Consider the following 21,437-nt stretch of genomic DNA (forward strand, 5'->3'; position numbering starts at 1 on the left):
GCTGCCGGGCGGGCCGCTTCAACCCGAATTCGAAACGCGCGTTAGCGGCATGGCCGCGCCGCGGTGCGCCAAGTCGCACACCGCGCCGACCCCCCTCACCAGGCGTCGAGCACGTCGTGCGCAATGCCGAAGCCGGTGCTCGCACCACTGCCGCTGGTGACAAGCACCACGCGCGTGGCGTCGTCGGGTGCGTCGATCACGCAGGGCGTGGTCTTCGACGACGGGTACACGCCGGTCCAGCGCTCGGTGATCTGCGCGGCCTCCAGATTCAGCGTGCTGCGCAGGTGGCGCAGGATGAGCTGGTCGACCTCCTCCATCGCGAAGGGCTCGGGCGCATCGGCGTAGTGGTGCGAGTCGCCCACCACCAGCGAGCCGTCGGCGCTCTGCACCACGATGAGGTGGATGCCGTGCGCCAGCGAGGCCGCCTCTTCCTGCTGCAGCCGTGCGCGCAGCGCGGCGGCCTCGGGCAGCGTGCTGTAGCCCTCGTAGCGCACCAGGCTCAGGTCCATCATCACCGAGCCCGGCAAGCGGAAGCCCGCCTCGGGCTGCACGCGCAGCATCTGCAGGCGGCACAGCGTGAGCTCGTGCGCGGCAATGCGCTCGGCGAACAGGCCGTGCAGGTCGGTGTTGGTGCACACCACCACGCGTTCGGCATGCAGCGTGCCGCGCGAGGTGCGCACGCGCGGCGTTGCCACCTCGAGCACCGCCTCGCCGAAGCGGAAGGTCACGCCGTGCGCCTCGGCCAGCCACTTCGCGAGCCGGCCGATGGCGGTGCGCGATTCCACGCGCAGCTCGTGCGGGCTGAACAGCACCGACTGCGCACAGGCCAGGCTCAGCGCCGGTGCCTTGGCCTGCGCATCGGCCGCGTCGAGCAGCTCGCAGTCCTCGCCCATGGGCGTGCGCATGAAGGCCTCGAGCACGTCGTGCGCCTCGGGGCGGAAAGCCGCGAGCCAGAGGTTGCGGTGCACGATGTCGATGCCCGCATAGGGCGCAATCTGCTGCCACACCTCGCGCGCATGCATCGCGCGGCGCCAGGTGTCGCCCGGCGCCTGGCCGGTGACGGTGATGAAGCCGAAGTTGCGGATCGACGCGCCGATGCAGGCCGCGTCGCGCTCGACCACGCACACCTTCAGGCCGCGCAGCGCGGCGGTGTAGGCATGGGCCAGGCCGACGATGCCGGCACCGACCACGATCAGGTCGAAATGGTCCGAATGAAGGGCCAGTGTCGCGGGCATCAGCGGTGTCTCCATGCCTGGGTGCGCTGGAGCGCCCCCCGCCCCGCGAGCGCGAACAAGCCCCGGCCGAACGCGGCCGTGAGCATGATCAGCGAGGCCATGGCGGCGGCGGGCGCGACGTCGCCGGCGTCGTCCATGTTCAGCACGGCAATGGCGGCCAGCGAGGTCTGCGGCGAATAAAGGAACACGACGGCCGACACGGTGGTCATCGCGTTGACGAAGAAGTAGCCGCCCACGCCGAGCACTGTGGGCAGCGCCACCGGCAGGTGCACGCGCCACAGGGTGCGCCAGAAGGGCACGCCCATCGACTCGGACACCAGCTCGTACTCGCGGTCGAGCTGTCGCAGCGCGGTGAGCGAGGTGAGGTGCGCCACCGAGAAGAAGTGCGCCACGGTGCACACCACCAGGATGGTCATGCTGCCGTAGATGCCGCGCAGCGGGTTCGCGGGCGAGATGAAGAAGAAGATGTAGCCCACGCCCAGCACCAGCCCCGGCACGGCCAGCGGCAGGTTGGCCAGCAGGTTGAGCAGTTCGCGCAGCAGGCCGAAGTGGCGCGGCTTCTCGACGAGGTAGGCCGACACGAAGGTCGCGAACGCACCCACCACGGCCGCGCACACGGCCAGGCGCAGCGAGTTGAAGTAGCTGCCCCAGCCGCCGCCGTCCATGTTGCTGAAGTCGTAGTTCTTCACCGACGGCGCCAGGTTGTAGGGCCAGTAGGTGGCCAGCGACGCGAACACGGCCATGCCGATCATCACGAGGATGGCGCAGGCGGTGAGCACGCAGAACGCAAGCAGTGCGCGATCGCGCGACCGCACGGGCTCGGGCTGGTAAGGCGTGGCGCGTGCGGACAGCGCCGCGGCCTGCTTGCCGCGCACGCGGCGCTCGACCAGGAAGGACAGCACCGCGGGAATGAGCAGCACCAGGCCGACCACGGCGCCCATCTGGAAGTTCTGCTGGCCGACCACCTGCTTGTAGATGTCGGTCGCGAGCACGCCGGTCTGGCCGCCCACCACCTTGGGCACGCCGAAGTCGGTGATGACCAGCACGAAAACCACCATCGCGGCCACGATCAGGCCGTAGCGCGACGACGGCAGCGTCACGGTACGGAAGATGCGCCAGCGCGAGGCGCCCAGGGTCTGCGCGGCTTCATACAGCCGGCCGTCGGAGGTGGCCATGGCGGTGGTGAGGATCAGCAGCGCATGCGGCAGCGTCCAGAACACCGAGCCGAGCACGATGCCCAGCGGCCCGTAGATCGAGGCATCGCCCATCAGCCCCTTGAAGAGCCCCTGGTTGCCGAAAAGATAGACCAGGCTGATGGCCGGAAGCAGCGACGGCGCGAGCAGCGGAATGAGCGCCACCGCACGCAGCAGGCCCTTGGCCGGCATGCACGACAGCGTGAGGCCGTAGGCGTACACGTAGGCGATGGCAGTGCAGATGACGGCGCTGAGCGCTGCGATCCACAGGCTGTTGAAGGCCGACTGCACGAGCGCGGGGTTGTCGAGGTAGCGCGCGAAATTGGCGAGTCCCACGAATGCGCCGGCCCTGTCGAAGAAGCTCTGGCCGACCAGTGCACCGACCGGCAGCGCGACGATCACGACCAGCACCAGCACCATCAGCAGCACGGCGGCGCCGGTCAGCCAGCGCTCGCGGTCGAAGGCGCCGGTCCGCGCCATGCGCGCCGTCGCCACCGGGACGATGGCGACGGCGTCTGGAGAACTGCTCATGCTCAATGCGCCAGCACCGACAGCGCGTTCAACGGCAACTGGATATGCACCATGCTGCTGGGCACCAGCGGCTCGCCGCCACCACCGGGACCACCGCGCGCATCGGCGGGCAACTCGGCTTCTATCTCGATGCCCAGCGGCTCGCATGCCAGACGGGCCGACGTGCGGTTGCCGAAGAACTCGGTGTCGAGCAAACGCGCCGCGAAGCTGTTGGCGCCGAGTTCGGTGCCGAAGCGCTTGACCACCACGTGCTCGGGGCGAATGCCCACGGTGGCCTGCGAACCCACGCTCAAGTTGGCCGGCGCGCAGAACAGCTCGCTGTCGCGCACACGCACCTTGCCGTCGGCCAGCACCGTGGCGGGCAGCATGTTCATGCGGCCGACGAAGCCGGCCACGAAACGCGTGCGCGGCTGGCGGTACAGCTCGTCGGGGGTGCCCGCCTGCTCGATGCGGCCGTTGTGCATCAGCACCACGCGGTCGGCCATCGACAGCGCTTCTTCCTGGTCGTGCGTGACCATGATGGTGACGATGCCCAGGCGCTTCTGCAGCGCGCGGATTTCGCTGCGCAGGCTGGCACGCACCTGCGCGTCGAGCGCGGAGAGCGGCTCGTCGAGCAGCAGCAGGCGCGGGTTGGGCGCGAGAGCACGGGCAAGCGCCACGCGCTGCTGCTGGCCGCCCGAAAGCTGCACCGGGTACTTGTCGGCATGCGCGGTGAGGCCGACCAGGTCGAGCATCTCGCGCGAGCGCTTGGCCATCTCGCGGGCCAGTGCGCCCGTGGGATGCAGGCCGTAGGCGATGTTCTGCGCGGCCGTGAGGTTGGGGAACAGCGCATACGACTGGAACACCACGCCGAAGCCGCGCGCCGCGGGCGGCAGGCCCGCGATGTCCTGGCCGCCCAGCAATATGCGGCCGCTGTCGGCGCGCTCGATGCCGCACACGATGCGCAGCAGCGTGGTCTTGCCGCAGCCCGAGGGGCCGAGCAGGCACACGAACTCGCCGGGCTCGATGTCCAGGTCGATGCCGTCGAGCACGCGGGTGGCGCCGAACGACTTGCCGATGCCGCGAAGGGAAAGAAAGCTGCTGCTCGTCATGACCGGGTACCGCTTCGTTTCAAGAGGATCAGAGCGGCTTCTTCTCGGACTTCGATTCGTAGCGCTTCGACCATTCCGTCAGGATGCGGTCGCGATTGGCGGCGGCCCAGGTGAAGTCGTTCTTGGCGAGCAGCTTCTCCACGTCGCCGGGCACGAACTCCAGCTTTTCCTGGATGCCCGGCAGCGCGAGCACGGCGAAGTTCTTCGCGTACAGCTCGTTGGCCTGCTTCGTCACGGCCCAGTCGGCCAGCGCCTTGGCGGCGTCCTGCTTCTTGCTGGTCTTGATGATGCCGGTGGCTTCCATGTCCCAGCCCAGGCCTTCCTTGGGCAGCACGATGTCGATGGGCGCGCCGTCGCGCTTGGTCTTGTTGGCGCGGTATTCGAACGACATGCCGAGCGCGAACTCGCCGGCGCCGGCCTGGCGGCAGGGCTTGCTGCCCGACTGGCTGTAGATGCCGATGTTCTGGTGCAGCGCGTCCATGTACTTCCACGCGTTTTCTTCACCCATCATCTGGATCCAGCCCGACACCATCAGGTAGCCCGTGCCCGACGCGGCCGGGTTGGGCATGGTGATCTGGCCCTTGTAGACCGGGTTGGTCAGGTCGGCCCAGCTGGTGGGCTTGGGCAGGCTCTTCTTGGTCGCTTCGACGGTGTTGAAGCAGATGGCCGACGACCACACGTCCATGCCGACCCACTTGGGCGGATTGGACGGATCGCGCATGGTGGGCTTGATGGCGTCCAGGCCCTTGGGCGCGTAGGGCTGGAGCATGCCTTCCTTGTCGAGCAGCATCAGCGAGGTGGCGGCCAGGCCCCACACCACGTCGGCCTGCGGGTTGGCCTTTTCGGCCAGCAGCTTGGCGGTGACGATGCCGGTGGAGTCGCGCACGAACTTCAGCTCGACGGCCGGGTTCTCCTTTTCGAAGGCGGCCTTGTAGGCCTGCACCTGGTCGGCTTCGAGCGCGGTGTAGACCAGCAGCTCGGTGCGGCCCTGGGCCGATGCGGCGAACGCCAGCGAGAACAGGGCGGCCGGCACGACAGACCAGCGGAGTTGACGATGCAGCATGGTGAAGGATCCCTTGGGAGAAAGTGGAAGAAGAACGGACGCGGCACGGGTCACACGAACAGGCAGGCGAAAGTAAGAAATTCGTTCGGTGCAGCGAATGCGGGCGATGCTGGCAGCGGGATGTGACAGGAATTTGTCAGACGCCCCAAAAAACCCCAAATGCCCAAAACGGCGCCCGAGGTCGGCGCAACGGCGCCGCGGGTCGGCGGTTTCGTCATCCGCCTGTCACTGCCTCGCGGCAAAGTTCATGTGCCTTCGCTCGTGCTTGCGCTTCTCCGCGCCGTTCACTCTCATGACCCTCGACCTCGCCGAGATCGCCCGCCTGTTCGCCGAACGCGGCGGGGTCGCCTACGCGGGCGAGCCGGTGTCGCAGCTGGAGCACGCGCTGCAATGCGCCTGGCTCGCCGAGCGGGACGGCGCGAGCGACGCGCTGGTGACGGCTGCGCTGCTGCACGACCTGGGGCACCTGCTGATCGCCGAGCACCAGACGCTGTCGCGCTCGCCCACCGAACTGGGCATCGACGACCGCCACCAGTACATCGCCCTGCCCCTGCTGCGCGGCGCCTTCGACGCCGAAGTGCGCGAGCCGATCCGGCTGCATGTGGATGCCAAGCGCTACCTGTGCGCCACGCGGCCCGGCTATTTCTCGAAGCTCTCGCCCGACTCGGTGCGCAGCCTGGCGTTGCAGGGCGGTGTGATGGACGACGGGGCGGCCCGGCGCTTTGCCGCGCTCGAAGGGGCCGGCGACGCGGTGCGGCTGCGGCTGTGGGACGAAGAGGCGAAGGTCGAAGGGCTGCAAACACCGCCGCTGGGGCACTTCCTGGCGACCGCGGCCAGGGTGATGCGACGCTGATCGAAGTCTTTTCGATGCCTGGGCCGCATTTCGGACCCGTTTCAGTCCCGTTTCAGTCCGGTTTAAGAAACAGTTGTTTACTATGTTTCCTCATGATGAAAGGCGCGCAAGCGCCCGCGAGGAAACCTGCATGTCTCTATCCGTCACGGCACGTGCCGCCACGCTCGCCCAGGTCCTGAGGCGCGTCTTCGCGCTGTCGGCGCCGTATTTCAAGTCCGAGGAAAAGTGGCGCGCCCGCGCCATGCTGCTGACCATCGTCGCGCTCAACCTGTTCTACGTGTACGTGGCGGTGCTCGGCAACGAGTGGTACGGGCGCTTCTACGACGCGCTGCAGAACAAGAACGCGGTGGTCTTCTGGCACGAGGTGGGCGTGTTTGGCTGGATCGCATTCGCCAACATCGCGGTGCAGGTGCTCAAGTTCTACGTGACGCAGTTGCTGCAGCTGCGCTGGCGCTCGTGGATGACGCGCAGCTACCTGTCGCGCTGGATGGCGGACCGCACCTTCTATCACCTGGAACTGGCGCGCTACGCCGGCAAGGACGGCCAGACACCGGACAACCCCGACCAGCGCATCCAGGAAGACATGCAGATCTTCACGAGCAGCACGATGACGCTGTCGATGGGCCTGCTGAACGCCGTGGTCACGCTCATGAGCTTCATCGGCCTGCTGTGGGGGCTGTCGGGCAATTTCTCGTTCACCTTCAGCGGCAGCACCTACCAGATCGTGGGCGCCATGGTCTGGGTGGCGCTGGGTTACTCCATCATCGGCACCGTCATCACGCACTTCATCGGGCGACCGCTGATCGGCCTGAACTTCAGGCAACAACGCTACGAAGCCGACTTCCGCCACCACCTGGTGCGTGTGCGCGAATACAGCGAAGCCATTGCGCTGGACAAGGGCGAGACAGTGGAGCGCGGCCAGCTCGACCTGCGCTTCGGCGACGTGCTGCGCAACTACCTGCAGCTGATCAAGCAGCAGAAGAACCTGGTCACCTTCACCTCGTTCTTCGGGCAGGCGGCGGTGATCTTTCCGTTCCTGGTGGCGGGGCAGCAGTATTTCGGCGGGGCGTTCCAGCTCGGGCACCTGATGCAGATCGGATCGGCCTTCGGCAAGGTGCAGGAGTCGCTCAGCTGGTTCGTGGACAACTACGACAGCGTGGCCGTGTGGCGCGCTACCACCGACCGGCTGACCAGCTTCGACGACGGCATGCGCGCCCATGCGGAGCGCGACGACGGCGTGCAGCGCACGCCCGCGGCCGTGCTGCACACCGACGACCTCGCGGTCGCGCTGCCCAACGGCACGCCGCTGCTGGCCGGCGCCGCGCTGTCGGTGAAGCCGGGCGACAGCGTGTTGCTGCAGGGCCCGTCGGGCAGCGGCAAGTCGACGCTGTTCCGTTCGTTCGCGGGCATCTGGCCGTTTTCCAAGGGCCACATGAAGGTGCCGGACAACGTCGCCTTCATGCCGCAGCGCCCCTACGTGCCCGACGGCAAGCTGCGCGACGCGCTGACCTACCCCAACCCGGCGGCGGACTTCAGCGACGACCAGCTGCGCCAGGCCTTGAACGACGCCCTGCTGCCCGACCTTGCCGGCCACCTGGACGACAGCGACGCGTGGAGCCAGAAGCTCTCGGGCGGCGAGCAGCAGCGCCTGGCCATCGCGCGCGTGCTGCTGAAGAAACCGGCATGGCTGTTCGCCGACGAGATCACCAGCGCGCTGGACGCGCACGCCGAGGGCGTGCTCTACAAGCGGCTTTCGGACACGGTGCACGCCGCCGGCGGCGCGATGGTGTCGATCGCGCACCGCGCGGCGGTGGGCGACTTTCACAACCAGCGCTGGACGCTGGTGCCGCAGCAAGAAGGCGTCGCAGGCGGCGCGCGCTACCGCCTGAACACCTCGGCCGGTCAACCTGCGGCTGCGTAGCGCTCCCAGCCCTTCTTGCGCAGGTCGCAGGCGGGGCACTCGCCGCAGCCGTAGCCCCAGGCGTGGCGGTGCTCGCGGTCGCCGAGGTAGCAGGTATGGGTGTCTTCGACGATGAGGTCCACCAGCGGCTCGCCGCCCAGGCGGTGCGCCATGGCCCAGGTCTCGGCCTTGTCGATCCACATGAGCGGCGTCTCGATGACCAGGCGGCGCTCCAGCCCGAGCGACAGCGCCAGCTGCATCGCCTTCATGGTGTCGTCGCGGCAGTCGGGGTAGCCCGAGAAGTCGGTTTCGCACACGCCGGTGACGATCACCTGCAGCCCGCGCCGGTAGGCCAGCGCACCGGCCAGCGTAAGGAACAGCAGGTTGCGCCCGGGCACGAAGGTGTTGGGCAGGCCGTCGGCCTGCATGGCAAAGGCCACTTCCTCGGTGAGCGACGAGCCACCCAGCTGCGCCAGCGCGGCCAGCGTGAGCACATGGTCTTCGCCCAGGCGGGGCGCCCAGTCGGGAAAGCGCTGGCGCATCTGCGCGAGGATGGTGCCGCGCACGTCGAGCTCGACGCGGTGGCGCTGTCCGTAGTCGAAGCCCAGGGTCTCGACGCGCTGGTACTTCGAGAGCGCGTCGGCCAGGCAGGTGGTGGAGTCCTGGCCGCCGGAGAACAGGACGAGGGCGGTGGTGTGCAGGGGCATGTCCGTCGACGGTGGGCCGTCGTAGTCCAAAGCCGCAATTTTCGCAGGCCGGGTGGCGCGCGCGGATACGATCCCGCGAATGAGTACAAAACACCTGGTTGCATGGGCGGTCACCTTCGTGGTGCTGCTGGTCATCGACATGATCTGGCTCGGCGTCGTCGCCAAGGGCATGTACCAGGAGGCCATGGGCGACCTGATGTCGCCGAACCCGCGGCTGGCCTTCGCCGCGGTGTTCTACCTGATCTATCCGGTCGGGCTGGTGCTCTTCGCGATCGTGCCGGGCCTGGCGGCGCAGGGCGTGATGCGGGCTGCGCTGATGGGCGGGCTGTTCGGGCTGTTCTGCTACGCCACCTACGACCTGACCAACCTGGCCGTGATCCGCAACTGGCCGCTGGCGCTGTCGTTCATCGACATTGCGTGGGGCACGCTGGTGAGCGGCTTGGCGGCCGCCGCGGGCGCCGCGGCGTTGCGCTGGTTCGCGGCGCGCTGAACGGCGCTAACGACCACCTAAGAAAAAGCGCTGAACTTTTTCAGCGCGCGTGACTCGTCATTCGCGAGTCATCTGAGGTCTTTAGATTTCAGCTCCAGAAACGGTGCGCAGCAGGCTCGCCGTTCAAACAACCCTCCGAGGGAGCTGCATGTCTCAACGCTTCATTGCCCCAGCGCTGCTGGGCGCCTCCTTGCTGCTGTCCGCCTGCGGCGGCAGCAACAACACCGCCTCCATGGCGCCGTTCATTCCGCCCACGGCCACGCCGCCCCCGGTGGTGCAGGCGCAGAAGAACGTGCTGTTCTTCCTCGGCGACGGCATGGGCATCACCACCATGACCGCGGCGCGCATCTACAAGGTCGGCGAAGACGGCGACCTCACGATGGACACCCTGCCCGAGACCGCCTTCGTCCACACCTACTCGAACGACGCCCAGGTGACCGACAGCGCGCCCTCGATGTCGGCCTACATGACCGGCGTGAAGATGAACAACGAAGTCATCTCCATGAGCGCGGACACCAAGGCCACCGACGCGGCGGGCAAGGCCTACCACGTCGCCTTCGACAGCACCTGCCCCTCGGGCAACGGCCAGGCCGTGGAAACGCTGCTGGAGCAAAGCAAGGCCGGGGGCTATGCCACCGGCGTGGTGACCACCACGCGCATCACGCACGCCACGCCCGCGGCCACCTACTCGCATGTGTGCCACCGTGACGCCGAGAACACCATCGCCGCGGCCCTGGTGCCGGGCGGCGCGGGCTACAACGGCAAGCTGGGCGACGGCGTGGACGTGTTCTTCGGCGGCGGCACCGACTACTTCACCGCCAAGGAAGCCGGCGGCAAGCGCAACGACAAGCGCGACCTGATCGCCGAGCTGAAGGCCGCGAAGTACAGCTACGCCGCCAGCAGGAGCGACTTCGACAAGCTGCCCGTGGACGGCGCCACCAAGATCGCCGGCCTGTTCACCAAGAGCCACATGGCCTACGACCTGGACCGCGACGCCACCAAGGAGCCGAGCCTGGCCGAGATGACCGGCAAGGCCATCGACGCGCTCGCGGCGCGCAAGAAGGGCTTCTTCCTGATGGTGGAGGGCGGGCGCATCGACCATGCGCTGCACGCCACCAACGCACGCCGCGCGCTGCAGGACACCGGCGCCTTCGACGACGCCATCAAGCTCGCGCTCGACAAGATGCAGGCCATCGACCCGGGCCTGAAGAACACGCTGGTGGTGGTCACGGCCGACCACGACCACACGCTGCAGCTCAACGGCTACGCCGCGCGCACTGGCAAGACCGAGGCCGGCAAGCCGGGTGTGCTCGGCCTGGTGAAGGACTACGTCGACACCAGCAAGACCAGCAAGGACGTCGACGGCAACCCTTACACCATCATCGGCTTCGGCAACGGCCCCGTGCGCCTGGCCACGCGTGGCGCCATCGACAGCACCGCGCTGGAAAGCAAGGACTACAAGCAGGAAGCCGTGGTGCCGATGGACGCCGCGAGCGACTCCGAAACCCACGGCGGTGCCGACGTGTTCCTGGGCGCGCAAGGCCTGGGCGCGGACAACTTTTCTGGCGTCATCACCAACACCGACGTGTTCGGGCTGATCAAGAAGGCGGTCGGCCTGTGAGGGGCGGCGACCTCCCACGGACGAACACACACATGAACACGACCATGAACCGCACCATTCGCACCACCCGCCTGGCCATCGCCCTGCTTTGCAGCGCCGCAGGCCTGCTGGCCGGCCACGCACACGCCGCCGGCGAAGCCAAAAATGTCATCTTCTTCCTCGGCGACGGCATGGGCCCCGTCACCGTCACCGCAGCGCGCATCTACAAGGGCGAAAAGCAGCTGGCCGCCAGGCCCGGCTCGCTGGTGAGCCCGGAGCGCGCCAACCTGGTGATGCAGTCGCTGCCCTACGCGGCGCGCGTGAAGACCTTCTCGCTGGACGGCCAGACCACCGACAGCGCACCTTCGATGGCGGCCTACATGACCGGCGTGAAGATGCGCAACGAGGTGATCTCGATGTCCAGCGACACCCTCGCGGTCGACAGCACCGGCAAGCAGTACATCAACGGCGAAAACACCACCTGCCCGCCGACCAACGGCAAGGCCGCCGACACGCTGCTGGAGCTAGCCAAGGCCAGGGGCCGCGCGGTGGGGGCGGTGTCGACCACACGCGTGGGCCACGCCACGCCGGCCACCACCTACGCGCACATCTGCAACCGCAACGGCTACAACACCATTGCCGAGCAGAGCGTGCCGGGCCATGCCAACTACAACCCAAAGCTGCTCGACGGCATCGACGTGCTGCTGGGCGGCGGCCAGCGCAACTACCTGACGACGGCCGGCACCAAGCGCACCGACGGCGTCGACCTGGTGGCCGCAATGACGGCCAAGGGCTACACCTATGTCGACAACGGCACCAAGCTGAAGGCCGTCGACACCGCCGCCACGGGCAAGCTGCTGGGCCTGTTCTCGCCGAGCGAGATGGCCTACGAGCTGGACCGCGTGAAGCAGAACCTCGACCAGCCCAGCCTGTCGGACATGACCGAGAAGGCGCTCGGAGTGCTGAGCAAGAACGACAAGGGCTTCTTCCTGATGGTGGAGGGCGGGCGCATCGACCACGCGCTGCACGGCACCAACGCCAAGCGCGCGCTGGAAGACACGCTGGCCTTCGACGCGGCCATCCAGACCGCGCTGGACTACATGAACAAGAAAGACCCGGGCCTGAAGAACACGCTGGTGGTGGTCACGGCCGACCACGACCATGCGATCGCCTTCAACGGCTATCCGAAGATCGGCAACCCGATCCTGGGCCTGGTCAACGGCTACGCCGACGGCAAGCCCTCGAAGGCGTCTGACGGCAAGCCGTACACCACGCTGGTGTTCGGCAACGGCGGGCGGCCCAACGCGACCGCGGGCAGCGACGCCAACGCGGAAGACGGCGGCAAGAAGTGGATCGCCCCGGCCCGCGCGGCAACCCGCGACGACCAGGCCACGATGGACACCACGGACGACAACTTCCTGCAGGAAGTCGGCATCAACCTCGGCTCGCCCGGCGCGGAAACGCACGGCGGCGGCGACGTGATGCTGTTCGCGGGCGGCGCGGGCTCGAAGATCTTCAAGGGCACCCTGGAGAACATCAAGGTGTTCAACAAGGTGAAAGAAGCGGCCGGCCTGTGAACAAGCTCACCCCCAGTCTTCGCGCACTTCGTGTGGCTTCGCCAACCCCCTTCCGGGGGGCGATTCCATCGGCCCGGCAAAGCCGGTTCCGCGGCATCCCTGGCCTGGGGCTGGCCGCCTTTCTCGCAGCCATTCCATTGGCAGGAATTGCCGCGGGCGACGCGGCCGCTCCCGACCAGAACCTGCGCATCAGCCACCACGTGATGTCGATCGGCAAGGACGGCGTGCAGCGCGAAAGCCGCTATGCCGACCTGATGTTCCGCCGCGCCGGCACGGTGTGGATCGAGCGCGAACTGCCGGCGGTGCTGCGCGCCGACCACGACCACGAGGCGCGCGAAGGCAAGGTGCACATCGGCCACTCGCACGCCGACAACACGGCCGCACCGCTGTGGCTGCGCCGCGATGCGGCCGGCAAGGTGCAGGTGGGCATGGTGCTGCGCGAGCAGCGCAAGGTGATCGAGGTCGACCAGGCCAACTACGGCAACGTGGGTTACGGCGGCTCGTGGGCCAACGCCTACTGGCTGGTCGACCCGGCGAGCCTGCCGCGGATGAAGGCGCTGGGCGCCGGCGGCAAGGGCGTGCAGCGCTACGAGTTGCCGCAGGGGGCAAGCACGCTGCGCATCGACTGGGACGTGGCGGGCCGCTACGCCCGCAAGATCGAGCAGCGCAACGCGAACGGCACTTCGGTGAACACGATGACCGCCTCGGTCGTCGCGCCGCCGAAGACGCTGCCCTGGCAGACCGCCGACGTCTACGAGCGCGGCGAGTACTCCGACCTGCTGGACTGAAGTTCTAGAGAAAGCGCTCGAGCAGCTTGCGCGACGCGCGGTCCAGTTCCTTCACGTCGGGGATCCTGAACTGCACGCCGTGCGCGCTGGCGATGAGCAGCGCGCCGCCTTCGAGCCGGCGAATGTCTTCCTCGGCCTTGAGCACGAAAGTGGTGTCGCCGCGGTCGGTGCTCACGGTCCAGGTGCTGGGCACGCCGAAGCTCGACACGCCGTGCAGCCGCAACAGCGTGGGCGCGAAGTCGCGCACGGCGAGTTCTTCTTCCAGCAGGGTCTTCGCATTGGCCGGCAACTGCGCGACGTCGTCGATCCAGACCAGCTCGCGGCCCTCGCCGCCGACCAGCGACACGCCATGGCCGGGCGCGCTCAGCGGAAATGCGCGCACCGGCGTGATGCCCGCATGGCGCTCGCCCTGGGCGTCGGTCAGCACGAGGCGGCCGAAGGCGTCGCGTTCGAGTTCGAAAGAGGGTTGGGTGTCTGTATTCATGCGTCCCCCGCCGGATGGGCTGCGTGACTCACGGCCAACGATGCCTGCACGCCGGCGCGCTCGTCCACCGCGCCTTCGCTCGCATCGTCGTCGCCCTGGCGCAGCTGAGCCTGGTACAGCCGCCAATAGGCGCCCTGTTTGGCCATCAAGGTGTCGTGCGGTCCCACCTCGACCACTTCGCCGCGGTCCATGACCACCAGGCGGTCGGCCTTGCGCAGCGTCGACAGCCGGTGCGCAATGGCGATGGTGGTGCGGCCCTGCACGAGGTTGTCCAGCGCCTTCTGGATTTCCTTCTCGGTCTCGGTGTCCACCGCCGAGGTGGCTTCGTCCAGGATCAGGATGCGCGGGTCGATCAAGAGCGCACGCGCAATGCTGATGCGCTGGCGCTCGCCGCCCGACAGGCCCTGCCCGCGCTCGCCCACCAGCGAGTCGTAGCCGTGCGGCAGGCGCAGGATGAAGTCGTGCGCGTGGGCCGCACGCGCGGCGGCCACCACTTCTTCGCGCGTGGCGTCGGGCTTGCCGTAGGCGATGTTCTGCGCGATGGTGCCGAAGAACAGGAAGGGCTCCTGCAGCACCAGCCCTACGTGGCGGCGGTAGTCGGCCACGGCGAAGCGGCGGATGTCGGTGCCGTCGACCTTGATGGCGCCGTCGGTCACGTCGTAGAAGCGGCAGATCAGGTTGACCAGCGTGCTCTTGCCCGAGCCGCTGTGGCCCACCAGGCCGATCATCTCGCCGGGCTCGATCACCAGGTCGAGATCGTGAATGACCGCGCGCGAGCCGTAGCGAAAGCCCAGCCCGCTCATCTCGATGCGTCCCTGCACACGCTCCACCTTCACCGGGCTGCTTGGTTCGGGCACGTTGCTCACGTGGTCCAGGATGTCGAAGATGCGCTTGGCGCCCGCGGCTGCCTTCTGCGTGACCGAGACGATGCGGCTCATGGAGTCGAGCCGCGTGTAGAAGCGCCCGATGTACGCGATGAACGCGGTGAGCACACCCACCGTGATGCTGCCGCGCGCCACCTGCCAGATGCCGAAGGCCCACACCACCAGCAGGCCGATTTCGGTCAGCAGCGACACGGTGGGCGTGAACAGCGACCAGGTGCGGTTGAGCTTGTCGTTCACCTGCAGGTTGTAGACGTTGGCCACGCGAAAGCGCTCGGCTTCGCGGCGCTCCTGCGCAAAGGCCTTGACCACGCGAATGCCCGGAATGGTGTCGGCCAGCACGTTGGTCACCTCCGACCAGACGCGGTCGATCTTCTCGAAGCCGGTGCGCAGGCGGTCGCGCACCACGTGGATCATCCAGGCGATGAAGGGCAGCGGCACCAGCGTGACCAAGGCCAGCAGCGGGTTGATGGAGAACAAAATGATCGCGGTCATCACGATCATCAGCACGTCGTTGGCGAAGTCGAGCGCGTGCAGCGACAGGAAGACGTTGATGCGGTCGGTTTCCGAGCCGATGCGCGACATCAGGTCGCCGGTGCGCTTGCCGCCGAAATAGTCCAGCGGCAGGGTCAGCAGGTGCTCGTAGGTGGTGGTGCGCAGATCAGCGCCGATGCGCTCGGACACCAGCGCCAGCAGGTAGGTGCGCGCCCAGCCCAGCCCCCAGCCGACCAGCGCCGCGGCCAGCAGGCCGCCCAGGTACACGCCCACGCGCATCGAATCGATCTTCTGCCCGTTCTGGAACGGAATCAGGATGTCGTCCATCAGCGGAATGGTCAGGTACGGCGGGACCAGCGTGGCGGCGGTGGAAATGAGGGTCAGAACGAACCCCAGGATCAACTGCTTGCGGTACGGCCCGGCAAAACGGCCCAGCCGCAGCAGCACCCAGGTCGAGGGCGGGGTCTGGATTTCGGTGTCGATCGCGCCTTCGTCGCCGTCGGCCGGGTCGACGGCCAGAGGCATTTCCTTGGCGGCACCCTGTGTTCGCTGTCCGAACAATTTGAGCAGCCGCAGCGCCGCGGCCTGGCTGCCCAGCGTGTAGCGCCAGCGGCCCACACGGCCCGCGGGGCCCGTCAAATCAAGGGTTCCGACGCCGGCGTGGTCGGAAAGACGCAGTTCCAGGGCCGAATCTGTTAGCGCCCACTCACGCCATTCGCCGCCCGGTTCGAGCGCCATCAGCCTCCGGTCAGTGAGGGCGACTAAGCCATTGGCGAAGCGAAGTTGGTCGTCGAGGTCAACCGTCAGTGTTACCAGAACGTTTTCCGCGACTGCGAGACGGTTTTTCAGCGCCGCTGAAGCCGCCTCTGTTTCGCCCTCCCGGGTGCCGACTGGATCGTGATGTTGCATTGTGTTTCTTTGACTCTTGCCCGTCGCGGACCCCATGGACCGCGTCATGGCGCCCTTTGTCGGGCGCCGATTCTGACCGATTGCCATGGGCGCGCTTGAAGGCGCCGCGGTGCTCGGCCAAAGCACATCGAACGTTTGCATGACCCGTTTCGACGACATCCAATTGCTGCGCATCAACTATTTGCGCGGTCCCAACATCTGGACCTACCGTCCGGTGCTCGAAGTCTGGCTCGACCTGGGCTCGCTCGAGGACTTCCCCTCCAACAAGATCAACGGCTTCACCGACCGCCTGACCGGGCTGCTGCCGGCGCTCATCGAGCACCACTGCGGCGTGGGCGAGCGCGGCGGCTTCATCCAGCGCCTGACCGAAGGCACCTGGTCGGGCCACGTGCTGGAGCACGTCGTCATCGAGCTGCTGAACCTGGCCGGCATGCCGACCGGTTTCGGGCAAACCCGCAGCACTTCGGAGCACGGCGTCTACCGCATGGTGTTTCGCGCGCGTGACGAACAGGTCGCCCGCGTGGCGCTGGCCGAGGGCCACCGCCTGCTGATGGCCGCCATCAACGACGACCCGTTCAGCGCCGCCGACGTGCAGAAGGCGGTCGACGCGGTCAAGGCCAAGGTCGAAGACTGCTACCTCGGCCCGAGCACCGCCGCCATCGTGAGCGCCGCCACAGACCGCGGCATTCCGCACATGCGCCTGAACAGCGGCAACCTGGTGCAACTGGGCTACGGCGCCAACCAGCAGCGCATCTGGACCGCCGAGACCGACTACACCAGCGCCATCGGCGAATCGATCGCCAGCGACAAGGAGCTGACCAAGTCCCTGCTCGCGAGCTGCGGCGTGCCGGTGCCCGAAGGCCAGGTCGTCGACAGCGCCGAAGAAGCCTGGGAAGCCGCCGAGGACATCGGCCTGCCGGTGGTCGTGAAGCCGTCGGACGCCAACCACGGCCGCGGCGTGTCGCTCGAACTGACGACGCGCGAAGAAGTCATGGCCGCCTTCGCGGTGGCCGAGCCCGAAGGCAGCGACGTGATGGTCGAGCGCTTCATCCGCGGCCACGAGCACCGCCTGCTCGTGGTGGGCGGCGAGGTGGTGGCGGCCGCGCGCGGCGAGATCATCACCGTGACCGGCGACGGCCAGGCCAGCGTGCGCGAGCTGATCGACAAGCAGCTCAACAACGACCCGCGCCGCGGTGCCGAGGAAGAATTTCCGCTCGACGTGATCGTGCTGGACACCGACGCCAAGCTGCAGCTGGAGCTCAAGCGCCAGGAGCTGGACGGCAACGCCGTGCCGGCCGCCGGCCGCGTGGTGACGATCCAGCGCAACGGCAACATGGCCAACGACTGCACCGACCAGGTCCACCCCGAAGTCGCGCATGCCGCCGTGCTGGCCGCGCGCGTGGTGGGCCTCGACATCGCGGGCATCGACCTGGTGGCACTCGACATCTCCAAGCCGCTGGGCCCGCAGCGCGGCGCCATCGTCGAAGTCAATGCCGGCCCCGGCCTGCTGATGCACCTGAAGCCGGCCGTGGGTTCGCCGCGCCCGGTGGGCCGCGCCATCTGCGACCACCTGTTCCCCAACGACGCGCCCGGGCGCATTCCCGTGATCGGCGTGGCCGGCTCGCGCAACACCGAGGTGCTGGCGCGCCTGGTCGCCTGGCTCGTCAACCTGGGCGGGCGCCACACCGGCCTGGCCTGCCGCGACGGCCTGTTCCTGGAACGCCGCCGCGTCGACGCACGCGACAGCGCCAACTGGGACGCCGGCCACCGCCTGCTGGTGAACCGCGCCGTGCAGGCCGTGGTGATCGAGAACGGCGCCCAGACCATCCTGCGCGACGGCCTGTCGTACGACCGCTGCGAAGTCGGCATCGTCACCGACCTCGACGGCTTCGAAGCCCTGGCCGACTACGACATCACCGAGAGCGACCAGCTGGTGAAGGTGCTGCGCACGCAGGTCGACGTGGTGCTGTCCGAAGGCACCGCCGTGCTGAATGCGGCCGATGCGCGCGTGGCCGGCCTGGCACCGCTGTGCGACGGCGCCGTCATCCTGTACGCGGCCGACCCGCAGGCCGCCGCGCTCACCGCGCACCAGATCGCCGGCGGCAAGGCCGTGCTGGTGCGGCAGGACCGCGTGGTGCTGGCCAACGGCAGCAGCGAATCGTTCCTGCCCGGCCTGGGCCGGCTGACCGTGTGGCGCGCCACCCATGCCGGCGTGAGCCTCGAAAGCCTGCTGGCCGCCGTGGCCGCGGCCTGGGCGCTGGGCATTCCGCTGAACCTGATCGGCGCCGGCGTGGAGGCCTTCGAGGCCGACCTGCAGGCCGCGCTGGCCTCGCTCCAGCTGTCGCAGACCCAGCCGCTGCAACCTCAATTCATCTGACTGCCGATGCTCGCCCCCAGGCTTCGCGCACTTCGTGTCGCTTCTCCTTCCCCCTACCGGGGGCAACACCAGTGGCCCGGCAAAGCCGGTTCCACGGTGTTTCTTGAATAGAAACCGCTGCCCCCATGAAAGTCACCCGCACCCGAGCCCTTAGAGGGCCCAATCTCTGGAGCCGCCACACCGCCATCGAAGCGGTCGTCGCCTGCGAAGGCGATGAAAACGCCATCAGCAAGCTGGCCGGCTTCGAAGGCCGCCTGCGCGCGCGCTTCCCGACCATCGGCGAGCTGCACCCGATGGTGCTGGGCCAGCCGCTGGCCCTGGCCCACGTGCTGGAAAACGCCGCCGTGGCGCTGCAGGCCCAGGCCGGCTGCGCCGTCAACTTCGGCCACACCTCGCAAACGCTGGAAGAAGGCGTCTACCAGGTCGTGTTCCAGTACAGCGAAGAAGCCGTGGGCCGCCGCGCCATCGAGCTGGCCGAGCAACTGATCGCCGCCGCGCAGGCCGACACCGCCTTCGACGCCGACGCCGCCATCACCGAACTGCGCGACCTCGACGAATCGGAGCGACTGGGCCCGAGCACCGGCTCCATCGTCGATGCGGCCGTGGCACGCGGCATTCCGTACCGCCGCCTCACGCGCGGCAGCCTGGTGCAGTTCGGCTGGGGCTCCAAGCAGCGCCGCATCCAGGCCGCCGAAATCGACAGCACCAGCGGCGTGGCCGAATCGATCGCGCAGGACAAGGAGCTGACCAAGCAGCTGCTCAACGCCGCCGGCGTGCCGGTGCCGCTGGGCCGGCCCGTGAGCAGCGCCGAAGACGGCTGGGCCGCGGCGCACGAAATCGGCCTGCCGGTCGTGGTGAAGCCGCAGGACGGCAACCAGGGCAAGGGCGTCACGGTGAACATCACCACGCGCGAGGAACTGTTCTCGGCCTACGACTCGGCGGCCGTGCACGGCGAGGTGATGGTCGAGAAATTTTTGCCCGGCTTCGACTTCCGCCTGCTGGTGGTGGGCGACCGCCTGGTGGCCGCCGCGCGGCGCGACCCGCCGCAGGTGATCGGCGACGGCGCCCTCACCGTGCGCCAGCTGGTGGACACCGTGAACCTCGACCCGCGCCGCGGCGAAGGTCACGCCACCTCGCTCACCAAGATCCGGCTCGATGACATCGCCGTCGGCCGGCTCGAATCGCAAGGCCTCACGCCCGACAGCGTGCCCGCGCGCGGCCAGCGCGTGGTGCTGCGCAACAACGCCAACCTGTCCACCGGCGGCACCGCCACCGACGTGACCGACACCGTGCATCCCGAAGTGGCGGCGCGCGCCGTCGATGCCGCGCAGATGGTCGGCCTGCACATCTGCGGCGTCGACATGGTCTGCGAGAACGTGCTGCGCCCGCTCGAGGAGCAGCACGGCGGCGTGGTCGAGGTCAACGCCGCGCCCGGCCTGCGCATGCACATCTCGCCCTCGTTCGGCCGCGGCCGCGCGGTGGGCGAAGCGGTGATGGACACCCTGTTCGCCCACGGCGACGACGGCCGCATTCCGGTCGTGGCCGTCACCGGCACCAACGGCAAGACCACCACCGCGCGCCTGATCAACCACCTGCTCGCCTCCAGCGGCCTGCGCACCGGCATGACCAACACCGACGGCGTGTACGTCGACGGCCGGCAGACCGACAGCGGCGACTGCAGCGGCCCGAAGAGCGCGCGCAACGTGCTGATGCACCCCGACGTCGATGCCGCCGTGTTCGAAGTGGCCCGCGGGGGCGTGCTGCGCGAGGGCCTGGGTTTCGACCGCTGCGAGGTGGCCGTGGTCACCAACATCGGCAGCGGCGACCACCTGGGGCTGAACTACATCACCACCGTGGAAGACCTGGCGGTGTTGAAGCGCGTGATCGTGCGCAACGTGGCTGCCGACGGCTACGCGGTGCTCAACGCGGCCGACCCGAACGTCGCGGCCATGGCCTCGGGCTGCCCCGGCCACGTGATCTTCTTCACCGCCGACCGCATGCACCCGGTGATGGCCACGCACCGCGCCCAGGGCAAGCGCACCGTGTACGTCGACCAGGACACGCTGGTGGCGGCCGAAGGCTCGTGGCGCGAACGCATCGCGCTGCGTGACGTGCCGATCACGCGCGGCGGCACCATCGGCTTCCAGGTCGACAACGTGATGGCCTCGGTGGCCGCGGCGTGGGCCGTGGGCCTGGACTGGGACACCATCCGCAGCGGCCTGGCCAGCTTCATGAACGACGCGGCCGGCGTGCCCGGGCGCTTCAACGTCATGGACTACCGCGGCGCCACCGTGATCGCCGACTACGGCCACAACACCGACGCCATGCGTGCGCTGGTGTCGGCCGTGGACACCATGCCGGCGAAGAAGCGCTCGGTGGTCATCAGCGGCGCGGGCGACCGCCGCGACTCGGACATCCGCGACCAGACGGCCATCCTCGGGCAGGCCTTCGACGACGTGATCCTGTACCAGGACGCGGCGCAGCGCGGGCGCGCCGACGGCGAAGTGATGGCGCTGCTGCGCCAGGGCCTGCAGGGCGCGGGCCGCACGCGCTACATCGACGAAATTCGCGGCGAGTTCGTCGCCATCGACACGGCGCTGGCCCGTTTGCAGCCCGGCGACCTGTCGCTCATCCTCGTCGACCAGGTCGAGGAGGCGCTCGCTCACCTCGCACAGCGCATCGCGGCTGGTTGAAGCCCCGCATGCCGGACACGTCCCACAGACAGGGGCGCGTCCGGCCCGGCCAGAGGGTGCGGCTGTCCCACAGACCCGCCACCCCCGCCGACACCACACTGTGGCTCCGGTCACGCACCTCCATGAGGGCGTGCCCCAACCAGGAGCCCGCATGACAACAACAGTTCGTTCCATCCTTTCCGCCACGGCCCTCTTCGCCGCCAGCGGATTCATCGTGTTCGGCGCGCAGACCGCCGGCGCGCAGGCGCCCGGCACCGACGCCCGCATGCAAAAAGAGCGCGCCGTGTGCGATGGTGTGCAGCAAGACCGCGCAGCATGCCTTCGCGAAGCCGGCGCCGCGAAGCAGGAAGCCGGACGCAGCGGCCTCACCACCCCGAGCCCGGCCCGTGGGCAAGTCAATTCCCTGGCCCGTTGCAGCGAACAGCCCGGTGCCGACCAGGCCGACTGCGAAGCCCGCATCAACGGCGGCGCCCGCACCACCACCGAAGGCAGCGTGATGGGCGGCGGCGTGATCCGCGAAACCGTGACACCGCTGCCGGCACAGCCCGTGCCGTCGCGTTGAACCCCTCT

16 protein-coding genes are annotated in these 21,437 nt (G+C 68.4%); 9 read left to right on the plus strand and 7 right to left on the minus strand.

Features of this window, described 5'->3' with window-relative positions; translation table 11 throughout:
• Nucleotides 1-95 precede the first annotated feature (95 nt).
• Genes ACSFA5_RS15745 through ACSFA5_RS15760 form a run of 4 tightly spaced genes read right to left on the minus strand, consistent with a single transcriptional unit; the run spans nucleotide 96 to nucleotide 5,113 of the window.
• The gene (locus ACSFA5_RS15745; protein ID WP_435444976.1) at nucleotides 96-1,235 is read right to left on the minus strand and encodes a TIGR03364 family FAD-dependent oxidoreductase; all 1,140 of its coding nucleotides are present in this window, start codon (nucleotides 1,233-1,235) and stop codon (nucleotides 96-98) included.
• The gene (locus tag ACSFA5_RS15750; protein ID WP_435444977.1) at nucleotides 1,235-2,959 is read right to left on the minus strand and encodes a putative 2-aminoethylphosphonate ABC transporter permease subunit; all 1,725 of its coding nucleotides are present in this window, start codon (nucleotides 2,957-2,959) and stop codon (nucleotides 1,235-1,237) included. Before ACSFA5_RS15750 ends, ACSFA5_RS15745 begins: the two co-directional genes overlap by 1 nt.
• Before the next feature lie 2 nt (nucleotides 2,960-2,961).
• A complete protein-coding gene (locus tag ACSFA5_RS15755) occupies nucleotides 2,962-4,050 on the minus strand; it encodes an ABC transporter ATP-binding protein (RefSeq protein ID WP_435444978.1) in 1,089 nt (362 codons plus the stop codon).
• 28 nt (nucleotides 4,051-4,078) lie between these two features.
• Complete coding sequence (locus ACSFA5_RS15760; RefSeq protein WP_435444979.1) at nucleotides 4,079-5,113, minus strand: putative 2-aminoethylphosphonate ABC transporter substrate-binding protein; 1,035 nt, start codon at nucleotides 5,111-5,113, stop codon at nucleotides 4,079-4,081.
• A 292-nt stretch (nucleotides 5,114-5,405) separates the two neighbouring features.
• Here ACSFA5_RS15760 and ACSFA5_RS15765 point away from each other — a divergent pair, with 292 nt between their 5' ends.
• On the plus strand, nucleotides 5,406-5,966 hold the full coding sequence (locus ACSFA5_RS15765; RefSeq protein WP_435444980.1) for a phosphonate degradation HD-domain oxygenase: 561 nt from the start codon (nucleotides 5,406-5,408) through the stop codon (nucleotides 5,964-5,966).
• 130 nt (nucleotides 5,967-6,096) lie between these two features.
• Nucleotides 6,097-7,887 (plus strand): ABC transporter ATP-binding protein/permease, encoded by a 1,791-nt coding sequence (locus ACSFA5_RS15770; protein ID WP_435444981.1) that lies wholly within the window; start codon nucleotides 6,097-6,099, stop codon nucleotides 7,885-7,887.
• On the opposite strand, the gene queC is transcribed toward ACSFA5_RS15770, so the two are convergent.
• Nucleotides 7,869-8,573 carry a 7-cyano-7-deazaguanine synthase QueC gene (queC, locus tag ACSFA5_RS15775; RefSeq protein WP_435444982.1) on the minus strand — a complete coding sequence of 235 codons (705 nt, stop codon included), beginning with the start codon at nucleotides 8,571-8,573 and terminating at the stop codon, nucleotides 7,869-7,871. The two genes, ACSFA5_RS15770 and queC, sit on opposite strands and share 19 nt — an antisense overlap.
• 79 nt (nucleotides 8,574-8,652) lie before the next feature.
• On the opposite strand from queC, the gene ACSFA5_RS15780 reads away from it, so the two are divergent.
• From ACSFA5_RS15780 to ACSFA5_RS15795, 4 genes are all read left to right on the plus strand, one after another.
• Nucleotides 8,653-9,063: a DUF2177 family protein gene (locus ACSFA5_RS15780; protein WP_435444983.1), complete on the plus strand. Its 411-nt coding sequence runs from the start codon at nucleotides 8,653-8,655 to the stop codon at nucleotides 9,061-9,063.
• A 148-nt stretch (nucleotides 9,064-9,211) separates the two neighbouring features.
• Entirely contained in the window at nucleotides 9,212-10,684 is a 1,473-nt protein-coding gene (locus ACSFA5_RS15785) for an alkaline phosphatase (RefSeq protein ID WP_435444984.1), read from the plus strand.
• Between the two features lie 44 nt (nucleotides 10,685-10,728).
• Nucleotides 10,729-12,240 (plus strand): alkaline phosphatase, encoded by a 1,512-nt coding sequence (locus ACSFA5_RS15790; protein ID WP_435444985.1) that lies wholly within the window; start codon nucleotides 10,729-10,731, stop codon nucleotides 12,238-12,240.
• A 137-nt stretch (nucleotides 12,241-12,377) separates the two neighbouring features.
• Entirely contained in the window at nucleotides 12,378-13,028 is a 651-nt protein-coding gene (locus tag ACSFA5_RS15795; protein ID WP_435444986.1) for a hypothetical protein, read from the plus strand.
• Nucleotides 13,029-13,032: 4 nt separating this feature from the next.
• Here the strand turns inward: ACSFA5_RS15795 and ACSFA5_RS15800 are convergent, their stop codons facing one another.
• Nucleotides 13,033-13,512 carry a cyanophycin metabolism-associated DUF1854 family protein gene (locus tag ACSFA5_RS15800; protein WP_435444987.1) on the minus strand — a complete coding sequence of 160 codons (480 nt, stop codon included), beginning with the start codon at nucleotides 13,510-13,512 and terminating at the stop codon, nucleotides 13,033-13,035.
• Nucleotides 13,509-15,797 (minus strand): cyanophycin metabolism-associated ABC transporter, encoded by a 2,289-nt coding sequence (locus tag ACSFA5_RS15805; RefSeq protein ID WP_435444988.1) that lies wholly within the window; start codon nucleotides 15,795-15,797, stop codon nucleotides 13,509-13,511. Before ACSFA5_RS15805 ends, ACSFA5_RS15800 begins: the two co-directional genes overlap by 4 nt.
• A gap of 139 nt (nucleotides 15,798-15,936) precedes the next feature.
• Between ACSFA5_RS15805 and ACSFA5_RS15810 the strand changes: the two genes are divergently transcribed.
• The 3 genes from ACSFA5_RS15810 to ACSFA5_RS15820 all read left to right on the plus strand — a co-directional run bounded on the left by ACSFA5_RS15810 (nucleotide 15,937) and on the right by ACSFA5_RS15820 (nucleotide 21,429).
• Complete coding sequence (locus tag ACSFA5_RS15810; protein ID WP_435444989.1) at nucleotides 15,937-18,174, plus strand: cyanophycin synthetase; 2,238 nt, start codon at nucleotides 15,937-15,939, stop codon at nucleotides 18,172-18,174.
• Between the two features lie 125 nt (nucleotides 18,175-18,299).
• Nucleotides 18,300-20,867, plus strand: coding sequence for a cyanophycin synthetase (cphA, locus tag ACSFA5_RS15815; RefSeq protein WP_435444990.1), 2,568 nt, complete (start codon nucleotides 18,300-18,302; stop codon nucleotides 20,865-20,867).
• A gap of 151 nt (nucleotides 20,868-21,018) precedes the next feature.
• Nucleotides 21,019-21,429, plus strand: a complete 411-nt coding sequence (locus tag ACSFA5_RS15820; protein WP_435444991.1) for a hypothetical protein — start codon at nucleotides 21,019-21,021, stop codon at nucleotides 21,427-21,429.
• Nucleotides 21,430-21,437: the final 8 nt, after the last annotated feature.

Origin of the sequence: Variovorax monticola (genome assembly GCF_051216855.1) — a bacterium.
Taxonomy (GTDB): Bacteria; Pseudomonadota; Gammaproteobacteria; order Burkholderiales; family Burkholderiaceae_C; genus Variovorax.